Source organism: Proteiniphilum sp. UBA5463 (assembly GCF_002427225.1).
GTDB lineage: Bacteria > Bacteroidota > Bacteroidia > Bacteroidales > Dysgonomonadaceae > Proteiniphilum > Proteiniphilum propionicum.
In genome coordinates, this window is record NZ_DIQL01000004.1 from 455 (window position 1) to 13,650 (window position 13,196).

Genomic DNA, 13,196 nt, shown 5'->3' on the forward strand with positions numbered 1-13,196 from the left:
TATTCGTAAACGCCACGTTAGCGGTTATTGCCCCAAACCTCTCTAATGTAATCTTTCATTACCATAAATACTGTTTTCCAAAACATATCTTCTTCAGTATTTGTGTTTATTTCGTGAGATGGGTTTCTGCTATACCATAAGTGCATTAATACCTTTTCATTGTAAGGCAACGAACCGCTAACATCGGTTTTGTTCAATGCCTCGTTTTTCTTTTGTTCAAAATTTTCATTCATAAGATATTTTTTTTTAAGTTGAAAGTTTATTTTTTTAATTCGGTACTAAACAAAGCCTCGCCCCGTTAATTAATTATTCTATCGGTCTCCAGCCGATAATATTATCAGATCGCCATACTTTATTGAAAAAAACGATCTCAAAATAAAACCCAAGACGATTTGACTTGCACTTGCATAAATATAAACCAGCATCATCCGGCAACTCCTCTTTCGGGTCTCTCCAACGAATGGCTTCATTATAACCGACCATAAATGATTTGTGAGCAACCCCTAAAAGTTCATTTATGATATAAAAACCACTGTGATTAGAACTTATCAATTCCTCTTGTAATTCTCGAACGAAGGCTATTGCTTTTTCTTCTGCTTCATTTTTCATAATATATAATACTTGTTTTGTTTGGATTCTGCCCACATAACATCGCCGCAAGCGTTGAATATTTTAGTCCCATATCTTTAGCAGCGCTTGTTACTGTAGGATATATTTTCCCCGTATCATTGTTGATAACCTTTCTCGCCATGCGATTATTTTCCCCGGTTCTCATCCTGCCAGCGTCCCTTAAAATTTTTCTATGTCTATCCCCTATTTTGCTTAATCCAATACTAAATGCGTGTTTGCAATTTTCACTTCTTGTACACCACTCCAGATTAGCGACAGAATTGTTTTCCTTATTTCCGTCAATATGATTTACATCAAGAGATTTATCATCAGATGGAATAAATGCCTCGGCTATAAGTCTTTGAACTTTTATTGTTTTTGATTTATAATATCCAACACTAAGTCCAACTCTTAAATACCCCTGTTTATCTTTCGACATTTTTAGAAATTTATCCGTCTTTGCGCTATATATTCTGCCATCATTTGTTGCGAAGTACCCCTTATATTCATTAATTTCTTTAAATATTATTTCTTCTACTGTCATAATCTTTAGCTTATATCGTCAACCTCCAAATCAAATTCCCATAATGGGTTTTCCGTTGAAATCTGGGCAGTATATCCCAAACAAAACTCCACCCATTCTTCCATTTCAGCATCGGTGCACTCACACGGTGCTGTTACTGTTATTGTGTATTCCCTTGTCATAATCCCTCCTGTCTTAATTTTTCTTCTTTCATTTCTTCTTCGGTTTAAACTTTGCTATCAATTCGTTCTTGCTCCAAATCTCCTTGTCTTTCGTTATCCTGATGTCGTATTCGACGCTTTGGATGAACCGCCAATACTCAAGTCGCTCCGTGAATATCCTCATACCGCCATTCCAAGTTTAAGTTCTACAATCCTTGCCGAATCAGCGACAAGCAACTTTTGCCAGTATCCGTGTGCAAGGTAGTCGTTGATGGATAGTTTCGTCTCCATCTGCTTCAACCCGTTGATAATCGAACTGTGGCTCTTATATCCGAACATGTCCGCTATCCGCATCAGGCACCAGCCTCTTCTTCTTAGATAATAGTACACCGCAAATCTGGCGTAGGTGAATCTCACTTCTCTCGACTTGTCAAGCAAATCGACACCGAGTATGTTTGAAAATTGCTCTGCTGTCATGTCAAAATAATGTTAGTTGTCTTTGGTGATTTATTAATCTCTGTTTCGCCTGCTCGTAATAATCCTTATCCAATTCAATAGCTGTTAAATCAAACTTTAAGTCGTGGCAAGCTATGCCAATTGATAAACTCCCAAAATGGGTGTCTAAAATTGTATCACTAAAAAATAGTCAGGAAGCCCACGTGTTTCAACCGTGGGAGGAATGACTAAAATGGTAGTTTTTCTATTGGTGTGAATGGTAAATCGTTCATAAAGGATGTATTTCCCGTAGGAGCGAATGATAAATCATTCTTGAACTGCTCCTCGCTGGTGTTGAACTTCGGTGTTGCTACCGAAAGACCCGAATCCAGTTCCTGCCAGTTATACACGAAATTTTCAAACGGCTCATTCAACATCCGCTTGCTCTCTATCTCGAAGTACAACCCGACCATGTAGTCCTGAACACCCAAATCCCTGTTCTTCGCCACCTCGATCACGTTGTGGAACTTGTGATAATGGGATGCAACAGCTTCGCCGAAATATTCATTCGATTGTCGTATGTAGTCGTTGTTAACCCTGTGGACAATAAAGACGTTGTCGGCAAGGTTTCTGATATTCCCCGTACCGCTAATGTCGTCCGGTCTTAATAGCGCCTTGGATTTCTTCGGGTGTGCAACAACATGTATATGCACGTCAAACTCCTTTGCCAAAGCGGACAATGACTTCACGGCGCTCGTCTGTTGAGCGTTCATCTCGTTCCCAAGCTCGTCAAGCTCGAGCGTCATTATATTATCCAGTACCACCACGTCAATATCTTTCTTTCCCAACCGCTCCCTCAAATCGGCAAGAAGCTGGGTGTACTCGCTTCCGTAATCGTTGTTGTAAAGAAAGAAGTGCCCGTCAAGCCACTTGTCAATAAGAACCCCGTGTCTCTTTGGAACGTAGAACCTGTTCTCATTTTCGGTAGCCATCGTGAACTGTCTCCCTGCTGCCTGCAAGCGCAACCAGTTCTTAACCCTGCTCGGAGTGAGTTCTCCCGAATACATCAGCACGTTGAATCCGTCGTTTACCGCAGTAAGTGAAAGCTGCCCCAAGACGGTGGATTTCCCAGATGAGGAGCTCCCAGTCCATATTGAAAGCTCTCCTTTCATGAACCCAATAATCTTCCTGTCCAGTTCGTCAAAATGCGAACGGACGTAAACAAGGTTGCTCCTGTCTATGTCCTGTATCTCCGACATCTCTAAGAACTTCTCCCCCTTGTCCTCTTTCTGCGCTTTCTTTACTTCGGGTTTCGTTCCGTATGCGGAATGCCTGTGCGGAGAGTACTCGTATGCCCTCGGCTCGAACATCTTCCTTACATCCTGCCACCGATATTGAGAACAGGAGTTGTGAAAACACTTGTATCCTATCGCCCCGCTATCGAGTCTGAATATTGCCGCATCCTTTCCGGTGTGGGTATGGTCAAACAGACAATGCTCCAACACGTACTTCTCGCCACCTGCATACTTAGTCCGCTCTCTTACCTTTATGCCGTGACTTGAAATAAAGTTGTCTATATCGAACCTGTCCGCACCGTAGCTGTTCCATCTGTTCCTCTCGTCTGGAACCGGAAGCATCGCCGCAACCTTTTTCAACAGGGATATGTCTGTCGGCTTTATCTCGTCCGGCGCTTTTGTTATCCTGCTCTCCCTGTGCGGCCTGTCCTTGCTGTCCTTTCCCTTTCTCGCAAATGTGCCGTAGAGCTTCGTAATCCTCGAAGCGTTAAAAACTGTCGTGTCTATCTGCGCCTTTGGAGTAGAAAAGAACATATCCAACACCTGAAGAACCTCACGTATCAGCTTTGTATTTTCGTCGCTGTTTTTAAGAAATATCGGGTACAACAAGTGAAAGCCGTTTCCACTGTCGGCAGATACCGGAGACGAAAAACCGATGTCCCTAAGGAACTTATACACCTTTAGTCCCGCATCTCTCGCTTCCGCCTTTTCTTCGTCGGTAGCGCCAACCCCGGTTGGTCTTGTCGGGTCAATATCAATAAGAAGCCATCTCCTGTTGGTGATGTCGGCGTCTGATGTTGTATTCTTTGACAACTGAAAACACTCCTGCTGCTTGCGGTCGTAGCATCCCTCTGCAATGTCGTTGAACACGAAGTATATGTTATCACGGCTGAAAGGTTTCAACGCCTCTATAAGACTGTCTGCGCTCTTGAAGTACCCGCTGTAAACCTTGTCGCCTATTATTCTTACCTCTACCAGTCCGTTGTTCTTGATGACATCGACCGCCATCCGCACTTGCGTTTCATCCATTTACTGCGCCTCCGTTATCTTTCTTAAATCCCTGTAACCGGCAATTTCAACGGTCTTGGGTTTTTCAGTTAAATCATACTCCGGCAGGTTGTTCAAAAACGTACCGAAGTTCTTCATGTACACCTTGTCTCGTTTGCAGTCATCAACATACCTCTGTATCGTACGCACAAGCTGATCTCTTGTCTTGTCTTTCAGCAGCCGTGCTATCTTCCCCCTGTCGGAAGAACTCTTACCCAGGTTTCTGCCAGTAACGACACATCTCGTCGGGTATGATGAATAAACGGCATCAACATCTTCCTTGTCAGCTACCGGCTCTTCCCTTGCCATGAACACACTCTTTGCCATGTTGTAAATGGCATCCACCTGCGATTCATAGTATATGTCCGGCGCATTGTCGGGGATTGTTTTCAACACCGTATGCAGGTACTCCCGAAATTCGGTCTTGTCGCTTTTCTTTGCCATATCAGAAGTTTATCAGATTCTTTTCAAATTCACTTTCCGAAATTCCCCGAAGAATAGTGGAGAATATCACATCTTTTACCCTGTCATACAGGTCTCTGAACTCGTGCTCATCCATGCTCGAAAAGGAAACGGACTTCGGCACATCCACCCATTCCTTTAATCGGAATGAAAACACCTTGTCGCAATGCCCGGCGGCTACTTCGAGAGACTTCCTGAATACCTCCTTATTCCCGTGAAAGAACTCCACCTGCTTCTCGTTAAGATACTCCCAGGTGCAGTTAATCAATGCGAAGTACAGATTGTGAAACCGGATATTCCTCGGCTGCTTTATCTCCGCCTGATATACCTCTCCTATTTTCAACTTCTTCTTTTCGTCATGGTCGGCATCGTACATCGGCACGAGACCTCTTGCCGTGTTAAGCAGGTTTAGCTTCATAGCTTCTGTACTATTAAATCGTTTATTCCTTTCCAGACCTTGATCTTTCCGTCAATATACAGCTTGTTTAAAGCCTCCCTAAGAGGTTCTTCTCCCATATCGGAACACTTGTTCCATATCTCGATGAAAGGGGCGCAAATCGGCTCTATTTTAGCTTCTCTGCGCCCTCTCTCTATCGTGTCGATTGTGGAAAGAATCCTATCCAACTGCATGTTTCCGTATCAGCTTAACCGTGTTCTTATCGGTTCTTACAAAAGCACAGTTCGAGAAGTTGCTTATACCGATATTTCTGTACTGCATGGCTTCCCTCCTGAATACTTTTACCCAGTAGCTATCGTTGTTTTCTTTCATGGCTCTTTTTTTTAAAATGGTAGTCCGTCTCCTCCGTCAGAATCGGGAATATCTTCCTGTCTTTTCTCAAACTTGTATTCCTTGCCGCTGCCGACAAACACTTTTTTTGCCTTGTTCTGCCGCTCCTCTTTGGTCTGCGACATATATAACATATGTGTTTCTCCGTACTGTCCTGTCTCTCTGCGTTCGTCAAGTACAAGGTTCACATACTTCTTGCCGTTCTTGGCTTCCACAATTTCACTTTTCGGAATATCCGATAAACATACGCTTACTGTAATCATCTTCTTAATTATTTTTGGTTTTAAACTGTTATTTCAACTTTATCCTGATTGACGGCTTTACCTCCGTCTGTTTTACATATTCCTTGTGCAGTTCCGGGTGTTCCTCTTTGAACCTCTTCCCGTCAAAGGTCTCCTTTGTGTAGGCATCGACTTTTGAAATGGTGAAGTAATCGTTATCCCATCGGCTGACACCGTGCCTCTCAAACATCTCGATAAGTTGCTGGTTGAAAGTGTCCCTCTTTACTTCGAGTTCGGCAATCTCCACCAGTACGTCCGACATCTTTTTTACAATCTCAATCGCTTTCTGGTCGTTAACAGTCAGCAGGTTCTTTTTTACATACTGCCGACCATCTCTCTCGCAGTTTAGGAGCTCTATCACTTCTTCCTGCGGAATTTCATCAATTGGATGTAGCGATACTCCGTTGCGAGTCCAAATGGCGTAAAACTTGTTCACCGGAATATCGGGATTGACAATGTTGAAAAGATACTTGCAAATTGACAGTTGCCATGACAGCGACTCCTTGTCGAGTGCCGCCGTGTTCTTAACATCACCCAGGTCAACCGCTCCAATAGGCGTATCCTTAAACCTCAACAGCTTATCTATCGGGGTGGCAAAATCGGCATAGTCCGTGACAATGTATTCACTGTCTAAAACTTCAAATCCGCTATCCGCTTTAAGCTGTGCGTAAAGTCTCGCCTCCTCGCTGTTGATTTCTCCGAACATGTCATATACCTGTAAGTCTTCATGCACCTTTGTTCCTCTCGCAGCAGCAGCTTTTAGAATCTTTTCGGGAACAGCCCTGTACTTGTCTGGAAAAAGTTGTCTGGAAATAATACCAGTAATTCCGGTTAGCCTCTTATCACCAAGCCAATACTCGTGGTTTTCGGTAAGGATTACGCCGCAGTTATTTAGTGCCAAGTCGTTTCTTTGCATTTGTCATCTCGTTTTTAAATTCAGCAACCCCCTGTAGGTTCTTAAAGGTATCCCACACAACCATCAGGTCTTTTGAGCTCTTGCATTTTGATATGGCCTCCATAGCCTGTTTCATGTCGCTTTCAATATTCTTTGGCGCTTTTGCCTTTGTCTTAGGCTGTTCCGCTTTCGTCTTTGTTCCCATCGAAAATCGAACATTACCGTTCTGGTCTTTTATTTCCAACTCGCTGATCTCTCTCCTGTCGTTATAGGCGATGTGAGATACCTTGAACTTGACCTTGAATGACAATGCCGGCTTTCCCCTTGAATTATCAACTTCTTCCGCCGCAAGGTTAATCCAGATGAAAGGAGCAGTATAAAGTTCCCTGCCAATACCAACGTTGAACCCAGCCCGTTTAAATGCGTCCGATGCCTGCCCTTTCTCTTTCTCCGTGTTGCTCTCTACTCCAACATCCTGTTTTCTTACCCAACACCTCTTGTCGTTGTCCCAGATTTCAATATTGCAGAACAGGTTGTCGTTGATTACTTCGTGCGTCCTCTGCCAGTTTCCGTTTCCGAATATTTCATCAAGCAGGTTCATATCTGTTCTTGCATCCTTGTAAAGCAGGAGAACACACCCGTTTGTCTTTACTGATTGTGCCCGACATTCGATTTCGTCGGCTCTTAATAATCGTATCTCATTCATGTTATAGGTATTTACTTGTTGTGTCTCCGCAAGACCGCAGGTAATCGTTGGTCTTTTCAATGGCTCTCGCCTCAATCTCCGCCTCTTCAAGCCGATTTCTTTCTTCGGCTATTTCTTCCATCCGCTTTTTTACAACCTTTCCGACAATATCGATAAACATCTCCCTGTCAAACCAGTCTGGGTCTTTTTCAATAACAGCCGTCCTGCCAGTACTGTATTCGTAGATAATCTCGTCTATTTCCAAGTCATCTTCAAAATCGTAGGAAAAGAAGAATGTGTATCCGCAGTAGTCGGTGTAGAATCTGCCGTAGTCATCGTTATTTTCGGCTATCTGGATAGCAGCATCCGCTATAATCTGTGTTGTTGTCATAGTTTTCCCTTCATTACTTTTTTAAATTGCTCTTTGGATTCAAATTTGATTGCATTTTTCCATGTATTACCCAAAATATCATAATACCTATTGTAATCTTTTCTATCATAAACTCTTATTATAGCATAAGAAGTGTCATTATCCCAGAATATCGCCAAATCGCCTTTTTTCGGCTCATCGCTCCACGGTTCGAGCCAGTCCTCGTCAAATATAGGACCATATATATCTTCTGAAAAAATCACACGCCCATTACCTATATATTCTTTAACAGTAAGCCTTCTCCCAATATATGCGTCCATTCCAGGCGTGAAAATTGGCTTAATGTTTCCGTGAGTCTTGCTCGAGATGCCGTCTTTTATCCTAACAACATCACATACCTTGAATTTACGCTTCGGAATGTCTTCTACGCACTTTTTGTCGTCATTCCACCGCTTTCCTTGTTCGGCGAGTGCATCAATCATTCGTTGTTTTTCTTCTGTGGTTGCATGGCGTTTGACTCCATAGTAACCTGCAACTTTATCAATGACGAGCTCTCCATAAACTGGTAAATATGCGTGATCAAATGTGCGACCACCATCAGCCTCTTTGAAAATTAAAATTGAACCGAACTTGCTAACAACGAAGTCTCCATCATTATAAATGGGAGTGTCTTCAATACACTTTTTTTCGGCGTTCCAACGTTTACCATCTTTCCTTAACAATTCAATTAACTCTTGTTTTTCTTCTGCGGTTGCATATCTAAAAGTAGGTTCTGAAAAATTCGCTGCATATGCTCCATTATAACTCAGCATATCTGAATATATAGGCCATGAGTTAGCATGATAAATGTTTGGATAGCTCTTAACTATCATTATTCTGCCATCTTCATATACAAAGTCGCCGTTTTTGTACTTAGGCTCTTCCACCAGTTCCATCAAACTGTCAACTCCCGATTCAATTTCTTTCAATCGGTAAATCTTATCGTCAATTTTTATTCTCATTGCTTTTTTTTAAAGTGAATATTCTGCAAACCATTTTTTGCCGTTAGTCTTTCTCTCCGTCTTAATCGGGAGTCCGTCACGCTTTAATTCGTATATCCTCGCACCAAGACGAAGACAATCGTACCTGTTCAATGCTTCAAGCGGAGTAATACTCTTTCCGCTCTCCAAATGCTGTCTGATTAACTGATTCTGTGTTCCCATATCTTAAAGAATTTGAGCTTCTTGACGGAATCGAACCGCCACCACCTGAAACAGATGCACTACCGTTATACTAAAGAAGCAACACGACAGACTATCTCACGACACCCTGCCGCCAACTAAAAATTTTACAAACAATGAAAAACAAGTTCCCGAAAACCAATCACTCGGCAATCGGGCAGGCAGTATTTATTAATCATTACATCAAACATTGGTTAATACTGTGGGAACTGCCTGTTAGCGCAATATGGTTTTGTAACCTCCACCAAAAGGATTGCCTAAGCATTGCACTGTATTGTGAAAGGATGGGGCAGGATTCGATACCTGCACGGCATAACTTCGCATTTCCATTACTGCTACTGCCTACGATATCAAGGAGACCTGCCTGTTTACTAAAAACTTATTAACAGTTCTCCGTACCGTTAGCGTCTATTTCCGCCACCCATCCTAATTTCTTCTTTCTCCGCACATATCAGGGTCTTGTTAACCGGCCACCCAAAGGATTACATTGCTTTCTACAATGGATTGTGCTATCTTCCGGCTTCCTTTCGCCGTGTTATCGCTACCTTTTCCGTAGCTCACCATTAAGTCAAAGAACTTTTTTTGTTCCCGAAACCGAAACAAATCAGCTTCGGGTGTGCAGACCGTATCACTACGACCTTTTCCGCAAATTAAATATGCAACAAAGATCTATCTTATCTCTATCAGCGAGGTCTCTCCCTCGTCGTTTATCACATAAAATCCGGTCAGTCTTCCGTTCTCTTTCCTCGCCACAACATTTCTCCTGTTCCCGGATTTATAAACCCTCCTTGCCAGCCTGTCGGCACCCGTCATCCACTGACCGTCGTAGTGAACCAGATTATCTATCTTTCTCATTTTTCTCCTATGGTTAAACCTACTTAAAATCAAATTGGTTATGGAATTTTTATTTGTATTGTTTTCAGAGATCATATATTTGTATCTTTTTGTTTTTGTAGTTGCAAATCATTGTTTCATCATCACTCCGCAAATGTACAAATAAAAGTTTGAATACGCAAATTATATTTGTTGTTTTAACTAATCTTAACTAACTTTTAACAGTAGCTATTTGCAAATTGTTGATAATCAGTGGTGGCTATACAAACAAAATTTGTAATCGACAAAAAAACGGACACCGTATGGAATCCGTCTGAAAAATGTGGTCTTTGAAATGTTTATGTCAGTCCTAAATTGAGCCTTTTGCCTTGAGATACCTTTCAAAATTGGCGTAGGTTTCAGATATGAGAGACAGCTTTTCCCTTGCGAGTTCTTTGCATGCGATCATATACTGCGTGTCGGTATTCCCTGATGGTCTGACAATCGTGATGTTTCTTTCTTTTGCGAGTGCCATCGCTTCCACCAGGAGGTCTTGGTTCTCGTACCCAGTCGGGTCATCCACGAGGATTGTGTTTGTGTAGTTATTGTCACTAACGACGACAACATTTGAACTTGTTCCGATAATGGAAGACAATCCAGATATTATAGCTTGTAGCGACATCCTGTTGCAAGTGGTGTCGGTGAACCACTCAGAACCCGATGAGATTTCTTCATCATCATTTGTCATGATAAAAGCACATGCTCCGATTCTTCTGCTTGCCTCTGCAAGTCCCTTAGTGTAGATTTTTACCATATTTTGCAAGTTATTGATTTACATGGGGTGTTCTGCTTTGACACCATTATATATAATATTCACGGTACTATTACAGCCGCCACCGACTTCCCCCGAAGAGAGAGAAGAAGAGATATTATTATATTTACGGCTATGTTCAAAGAAGATTCTTATGTTTTCAGGTTTTGCCAATCCGTAGCTGTTTGTTTGGCGTACCCAAATCTTGCCATTGTACATGTACAAGAAATTACCCTTACACATCTCGGCCTCCTTCAATGCCGAATATTCCCACCTTGAGAGCTTTGATGTTTCTTTGCGGCTCATGTAAGTCTTGAACCTGAGTCTTCGGTAAATCACCCCAGACTTGTGCAGTTCATTGACATCCCTCTTGGCGGTGCTGATTGACACACCCATCATTTCTGCTATCTCATCGTACCCGAAACTAAACCCAACGTAGTTCGTCACACCGGAGCATACTGCAAGCCCTCGTCTTGCTCTTGCTGTCTTCCATTTGCCATGCCTTACTTCTTCGTGAATGATTTCTGTATCGCCGGCGTGCTGAACTATTTTGATTTGGTTTAAAAGTATCGAATGACGAAACTTCTTTATTATCTCTTTGTGTGAAATTGGCTTGCTCAATTCAAGAGTATATATGATGTCATACTCGTTGTAAAGTCTGCAAGCTATGATAAGACCGTTTTCTCTTCTGATGTAGCCGAATTTCTCTGCATCTGATAGACATCGTTTCAATTTGGCGTCACCAAGCCCGAATTTTGATTTAAGGCTCTTATAAGACAGGTTCTTTCCTTTTAGGACTGATGATACGTACATTGCTTTAATTTGCAATGCGAAGGCGTAGGCATCAACCCTCGACTTGTCGTGGTGAATGTCCTTGATATGTTCTATGGAAAAATGCAGCCTTCTCATATTGAAAAAGCCCCGTCGGATGAGGAAGCATCGTCAGGGGCAGTTACGTGTATCGACACGTGGCGTAAATCGTATGTTGAGTGCAATTGCTTCCTCAATATGCAACACAAATATACAAACAATATTTATAATATGCAAATTTTATATGAAAAAGTTATCGACAATTGGAAAAACAATTAAATAAAGACGGTCAGACCGAGGCAAGTCCGACCGCTCTGCGCTGTTTACGGGTACAGCGGAGGAAACCTTTACATACCCCAAACCAAAGGTAGAGGGTTCACACGCTCATCACGAGCGCCTTTCTTTTCTCTTTCGGATAATCCGACGTTCTTCTCCGTGCCAGCCCGCCACAATCCATGCACCGGACATTGGAAAATTTCGATACATTGGTGTATGAAAATGTACCCGTGTCGGCGAGATTGGATGAACCACAATGCGGGCATGTCTCGTCCTCGTTTTCAAGGTACATCGATATATTCGGGTGGTTCTTTATCCACGGCCTCAACTTGAGGTACACCTGTTCGAGAATTTCAACGTCCTTGATGTTGTACGCAAGCATGTAGTCGAGGGCTTCCTGTTCCCCGGCAAGGCATCGTTTCCACAGCAAAAAATTTGTATCGCTCTTGTGTTCTATTCCCAGATACCCGGCAAGTGCATCGAGCTTGTTTGAAGAGAACCCGAAGTTCTCCTTTGCAACCTTTAGGGTATCTATCTGTCGATATGGCGTAGGCGGCATGAGTCCGTTTATCAGGAATCTGCTGTTAAGTCTTGGAGTGTCAAACCTCTGTCCGTTATGCGCTATAATTATATCAGCCTCATTAAACAGGTGCCACATTGACTTTGTAATGCGTGAATCGTCCTCCCTTAGCGCCTCTTCCGGTGTAAGCACGTCGCTCATCATGTTCGGATTGTTCAGCCACTTTGCGCTCCATGACAGCATGAACCACTCCGATATGGTCTGGTCTAACGAGACGAACTGCTTGAACCTGCCCCACACGTAGGCGCTAAGCGGCGATGTCTCTATGTCGAATATCAGAATCTTCGGAAATTTGCTCTTGTCGATTTTCAGTTCCGTTATATGGTCTTGCATCGAACGGTGATTATTCAGCATCTCCCTTTCCTTGTCGCTGATGCGAACCCTGTACTTGTAAGAATCCTTTCTCTTGTTATAGCTCTCTACCTTGTGTCCACGTATCGAAGCAATGAATATCATCTCCTCGTCGTTAAGTGTCTCTTTTTTATTCATCCCCAACTGTGTTTGTTCAACTTAAAATTTATATTTAACTCCGAATTGATGTGCCCTGTTTCCGCTTATATTGTTATACAGGTAATTGTACTCCAATCCCAGGTCTTTAATGAAGAATCCGCCGCCAACCCCCACGTAGTTGAGCGTGTTATATGTAGCCGAAAAGTACGGCATGATCAATGGCTTCCTGTAAGTGGTTTTTTCTATGTGTATCGGTGTAAACGTGTAGTCAAATGATTGTATTCTGTTGTACTGAACCACCTGCTTAATATCCAGTTTCCCCTGCTCGTTGTTGAATACGTTGAAAGAGTACTCCCTTTTTAATATGAAGTCGGCTATTATCTTTCCTGTATCTACCGAGTGCGTGATGTAATTATTTACGGTATCTACTTTCCAGAATATTGACGGCAACTCAGTTATGCTTGTCTCGAACTCCCTTAGCTCTTTCCCTAACTTGAAGTCGGCATAGACTGTCCCCTTGACCGTTTTCCCCGCCACGAGACGCTCCCTGTCGTTTTCCTTGACAGTAATCCTCGCAAAGAAAAATCCAAGCGCAAATCCTATTAAAACGAGTATTATTTCTTTTTTCATATACTTTTGAAACATAATGTGAATATAGTGAAAATCAGCCATGTATAAAAGCCATA

Annotated in this window: 20 protein-coding genes and 1 tRNA gene; all 21 read right to left on the minus strand. The window is 42.5% G+C overall.

Features of this window, described 5'->3' with window-relative positions; translation table 11 throughout:
• Positions 1-17: 17 nt before the first annotated feature.
• The 21 genes from B3B27_RS00755 to B3B27_RS00855 all read right to left on the minus strand — a co-directional run bounded on the left by B3B27_RS00755 (position 18) and on the right by B3B27_RS00855 (position 13,140).
• On the minus strand, positions 18-233 hold the full coding sequence (locus B3B27_RS00755; RefSeq protein WP_286846510.1) for a hypothetical protein: 216 nt from the start codon (positions 231-233) through the stop codon (positions 18-20).
• Positions 234-306: 73 nt separating this feature from the next.
• Entirely contained in the window at positions 307-609 is a 303-nt protein-coding gene (locus B3B27_RS00760; protein ID WP_286846512.1) for a hypothetical protein, read from the minus strand.
• On the minus strand, positions 599-1,153 hold the full coding sequence (locus B3B27_RS00765) for an HNH endonuclease signature motif containing protein (RefSeq protein WP_286846514.1): 555 nt from the start codon (positions 1,151-1,153) through the stop codon (positions 599-601). The genes B3B27_RS00760 and B3B27_RS00765 overlap by 11 nt, the downstream gene beginning before the upstream one ends.
• Positions 1,154-1,473: 320 nt before the next feature.
• The gene (locus B3B27_RS00770; protein WP_286846516.1) at positions 1,474-1,770 is read right to left on the minus strand and encodes a hypothetical protein; all 297 of its coding nucleotides are present in this window, start codon (positions 1,768-1,770) and stop codon (positions 1,474-1,476) included.
• 206 nt (positions 1,771-1,976) lie between these two features.
• A complete protein-coding gene (locus B3B27_RS00775; RefSeq protein ID WP_286846518.1) occupies positions 1,977-4,052 on the minus strand; it encodes an AAA family ATPase in 2,076 nt (691 codons plus the stop codon).
• Positions 4,053-4,514: a hypothetical protein gene (locus B3B27_RS00780; RefSeq protein WP_286846520.1), complete on the minus strand. Its 462-nt coding sequence runs from the start codon at positions 4,512-4,514 to the stop codon at positions 4,053-4,055.
• Position 4,515: 1 nt separating this feature from the next.
• Positions 4,516-4,950, minus strand: a complete 435-nt coding sequence (locus tag B3B27_RS00785; RefSeq protein ID WP_286846522.1) for a DUF1367 family protein — start codon at positions 4,948-4,950, stop codon at positions 4,516-4,518.
• Entirely contained in the window at positions 4,947-5,156 is a 210-nt protein-coding gene (locus B3B27_RS00790) for a hypothetical protein (RefSeq protein ID WP_286846523.1), read from the minus strand. Before B3B27_RS00790 ends, B3B27_RS00785 begins: the two co-directional genes overlap by 4 nt.
• A complete protein-coding gene (locus B3B27_RS00795; RefSeq protein WP_286846524.1) occupies positions 5,149-5,301 on the minus strand; it encodes a hypothetical protein in 153 nt (50 codons plus the stop codon). Before B3B27_RS00795 ends, B3B27_RS00790 begins: the two co-directional genes overlap by 8 nt.
• 11 nt (positions 5,302-5,312) lie before the next feature.
• Positions 5,313-5,582, minus strand: a complete 270-nt coding sequence (locus B3B27_RS00800; RefSeq protein ID WP_286846526.1) for a hypothetical protein — start codon at positions 5,580-5,582, stop codon at positions 5,313-5,315.
• Positions 5,583-5,610: 28 nt separating this feature from the next.
• Entirely contained in the window at positions 5,611-6,516 is a 906-nt protein-coding gene (locus B3B27_RS00805) for a hypothetical protein (RefSeq protein ID WP_286846528.1), read from the minus strand.
• Positions 6,488-7,201, minus strand: a complete 714-nt coding sequence (locus B3B27_RS00810) for a hypothetical protein (RefSeq protein ID WP_286846530.1) — start codon at positions 7,199-7,201, stop codon at positions 6,488-6,490. Before B3B27_RS00810 ends, B3B27_RS00805 begins: the two co-directional genes overlap by 29 nt.
• 1 nt (position 7,202) lies before the next feature.
• Positions 7,203-7,571 carry a hypothetical protein gene (locus B3B27_RS00815; protein ID WP_286846532.1) on the minus strand — a complete coding sequence of 123 codons (369 nt, stop codon included), beginning with the start codon at positions 7,569-7,571 and terminating at the stop codon, positions 7,203-7,205.
• Positions 7,568-8,551 (minus strand): hypothetical protein, encoded by a 984-nt coding sequence (locus B3B27_RS00820; protein WP_286846534.1) that lies wholly within the window; start codon positions 8,549-8,551, stop codon positions 7,568-7,570. Before B3B27_RS00820 ends, B3B27_RS00815 begins: the two co-directional genes overlap by 4 nt.
• Before the next feature lie 9 nt (positions 8,552-8,560).
• Positions 8,561-8,752: a helix-turn-helix domain-containing protein gene (locus B3B27_RS00825; RefSeq protein ID WP_286846537.1), complete on the minus strand. Its 192-nt coding sequence runs from the start codon at positions 8,750-8,752 to the stop codon at positions 8,561-8,563.
• Between the two features lie 15 nt (positions 8,753-8,767).
• Positions 8,768-8,832, minus strand: a tRNA-OTHER gene (locus tag B3B27_RS00830).
• A gap of 607 nt (positions 8,833-9,439) precedes the next feature.
• Positions 9,440-9,625, minus strand: a complete 186-nt coding sequence (locus B3B27_RS00835; protein WP_286846539.1) for a hypothetical protein — start codon at positions 9,623-9,625, stop codon at positions 9,440-9,442.
• A gap of 328 nt (positions 9,626-9,953) precedes the next feature.
• Entirely contained in the window at positions 9,954-10,397 is a 444-nt protein-coding gene (locus B3B27_RS00840) for a ribonuclease HI (protein ID WP_286846542.1), read from the minus strand.
• Between the two features lie 18 nt (positions 10,398-10,415).
• The gene (locus B3B27_RS00845; RefSeq protein ID WP_286846544.1) at positions 10,416-11,303 is read right to left on the minus strand and encodes a hypothetical protein; all 888 of its coding nucleotides are present in this window, start codon (positions 11,301-11,303) and stop codon (positions 10,416-10,418) included.
• Between the two features lie 277 nt (positions 11,304-11,580).
• Entirely contained in the window at positions 11,581-12,549 is a 969-nt protein-coding gene (locus B3B27_RS00850) for a ribonuclease H-like domain-containing protein (protein WP_286846546.1), read from the minus strand.
• A gap of 21 nt (positions 12,550-12,570) precedes the next feature.
• Positions 12,571-13,140 carry a hypothetical protein gene (locus B3B27_RS00855; RefSeq protein ID WP_286846548.1) on the minus strand — a complete coding sequence of 190 codons (570 nt, stop codon included), beginning with the start codon at positions 13,138-13,140 and terminating at the stop codon, positions 12,571-12,573.
• Between the last annotated feature and the right edge of the window lie 56 nt (positions 13,141-13,196).

Coding starts and splice junctions, on each gene's coding strand:
- B3B27_RS00755 (WP_286846510.1), bottom strand. CDS start 233: ATGAATGAAAATTTTGAACAAAAGAAAAACGAGGCATTGAACAAAACC.
- B3B27_RS00760 (WP_286846512.1), bottom strand. CDS start 609: ATGAAAAATGAAGCAGAAGAAAAAGCAATAGCCTTCGTTCGAGAATTA.
- B3B27_RS00765 (WP_286846514.1), bottom strand. CDS start 1,153: ATGACAGTAGAAGAAATAATATTTAAAGAAATTAATGAATATAAGGGG.
- B3B27_RS00770 (WP_286846516.1), bottom strand. CDS start 1,770: ATGACAGCAGAGCAATTTTCAAACATACTCGGTGTCGATTTGCTTGAC.
- B3B27_RS00775 (WP_286846518.1), bottom strand. CDS start 4,052: ATGGATGAAACGCAAGTGCGGATGGCGGTCGATGTCATCAAGAACAAC.
- B3B27_RS00780 (WP_286846520.1), bottom strand. CDS start 4,514: ATGGCAAAGAAAAGCGACAAGACCGAATTTCGGGAGTACCTGCATACG.
- B3B27_RS00785 (WP_286846522.1), bottom strand. CDS start 4,950: ATGAAGCTAAACCTGCTTAACACGGCAAGAGGTCTCGTGCCGATGTAC.
- B3B27_RS00795 (WP_286846524.1), bottom strand. CDS start 5,301: ATGAAAGAAAACAACGATAGCTACTGGGTAAAAGTATTCAGGAGGGAA.
- B3B27_RS00800 (WP_286846526.1), bottom strand. CDS start 5,582: ATGATTACAGTAAGCGTATGTTTATCGGATATTCCGAAAAGTGAAATT.
- B3B27_RS00805 (WP_286846528.1), bottom strand. CDS start 6,516: ATGCAAAGAAACGACTTGGCACTAAATAACTGCGGCGTAATCCTTACC.
- B3B27_RS00810 (WP_286846530.1), bottom strand. CDS start 7,201: ATGAATGAGATACGATTATTAAGAGCCGACGAAATCGAATGTCGGGCA.
- B3B27_RS00815 (WP_286846532.1), bottom strand. CDS start 7,571: ATGACAACAACACAGATTATAGCGGATGCTGCTATCCAGATAGCCGAA.
- B3B27_RS00820 (WP_286846534.1), bottom strand. CDS start 8,551: ATGAGAATAAAAATTGACGATAAGATTTACCGATTGAAAGAAATTGAA.
- B3B27_RS00825 (WP_286846537.1), bottom strand. CDS start 8,752: ATGGGAACACAGAATCAGTTAATCAGACAGCATTTGGAGAGCGGAAAG.
- B3B27_RS00835 (WP_286846539.1), bottom strand. CDS start 9,625: ATGAGAAAGATAGATAATCTGGTTCACTACGACGGTCAGTGGATGACG.
- B3B27_RS00840 (WP_286846542.1), bottom strand. CDS start 10,397: ATGGTAAAAATCTACACTAAGGGACTTGCAGAGGCAAGCAGAAGAATC.
- B3B27_RS00845 (WP_286846544.1), bottom strand. CDS start 11,303: ATGAGAAGGCTGCATTTTTCCATAGAACATATCAAGGACATTCACCAC.
- B3B27_RS00850 (WP_286846546.1), bottom strand. CDS start 12,549: ATGAATAAAAAAGAGACACTTAACGACGAGGAGATGATATTCATTGCT.
- B3B27_RS00855 (WP_286846548.1), bottom strand. CDS start 13,140: ATGAAAAAAGAAATAATACTCGTTTTAATAGGATTTGCGCTTGGATTT.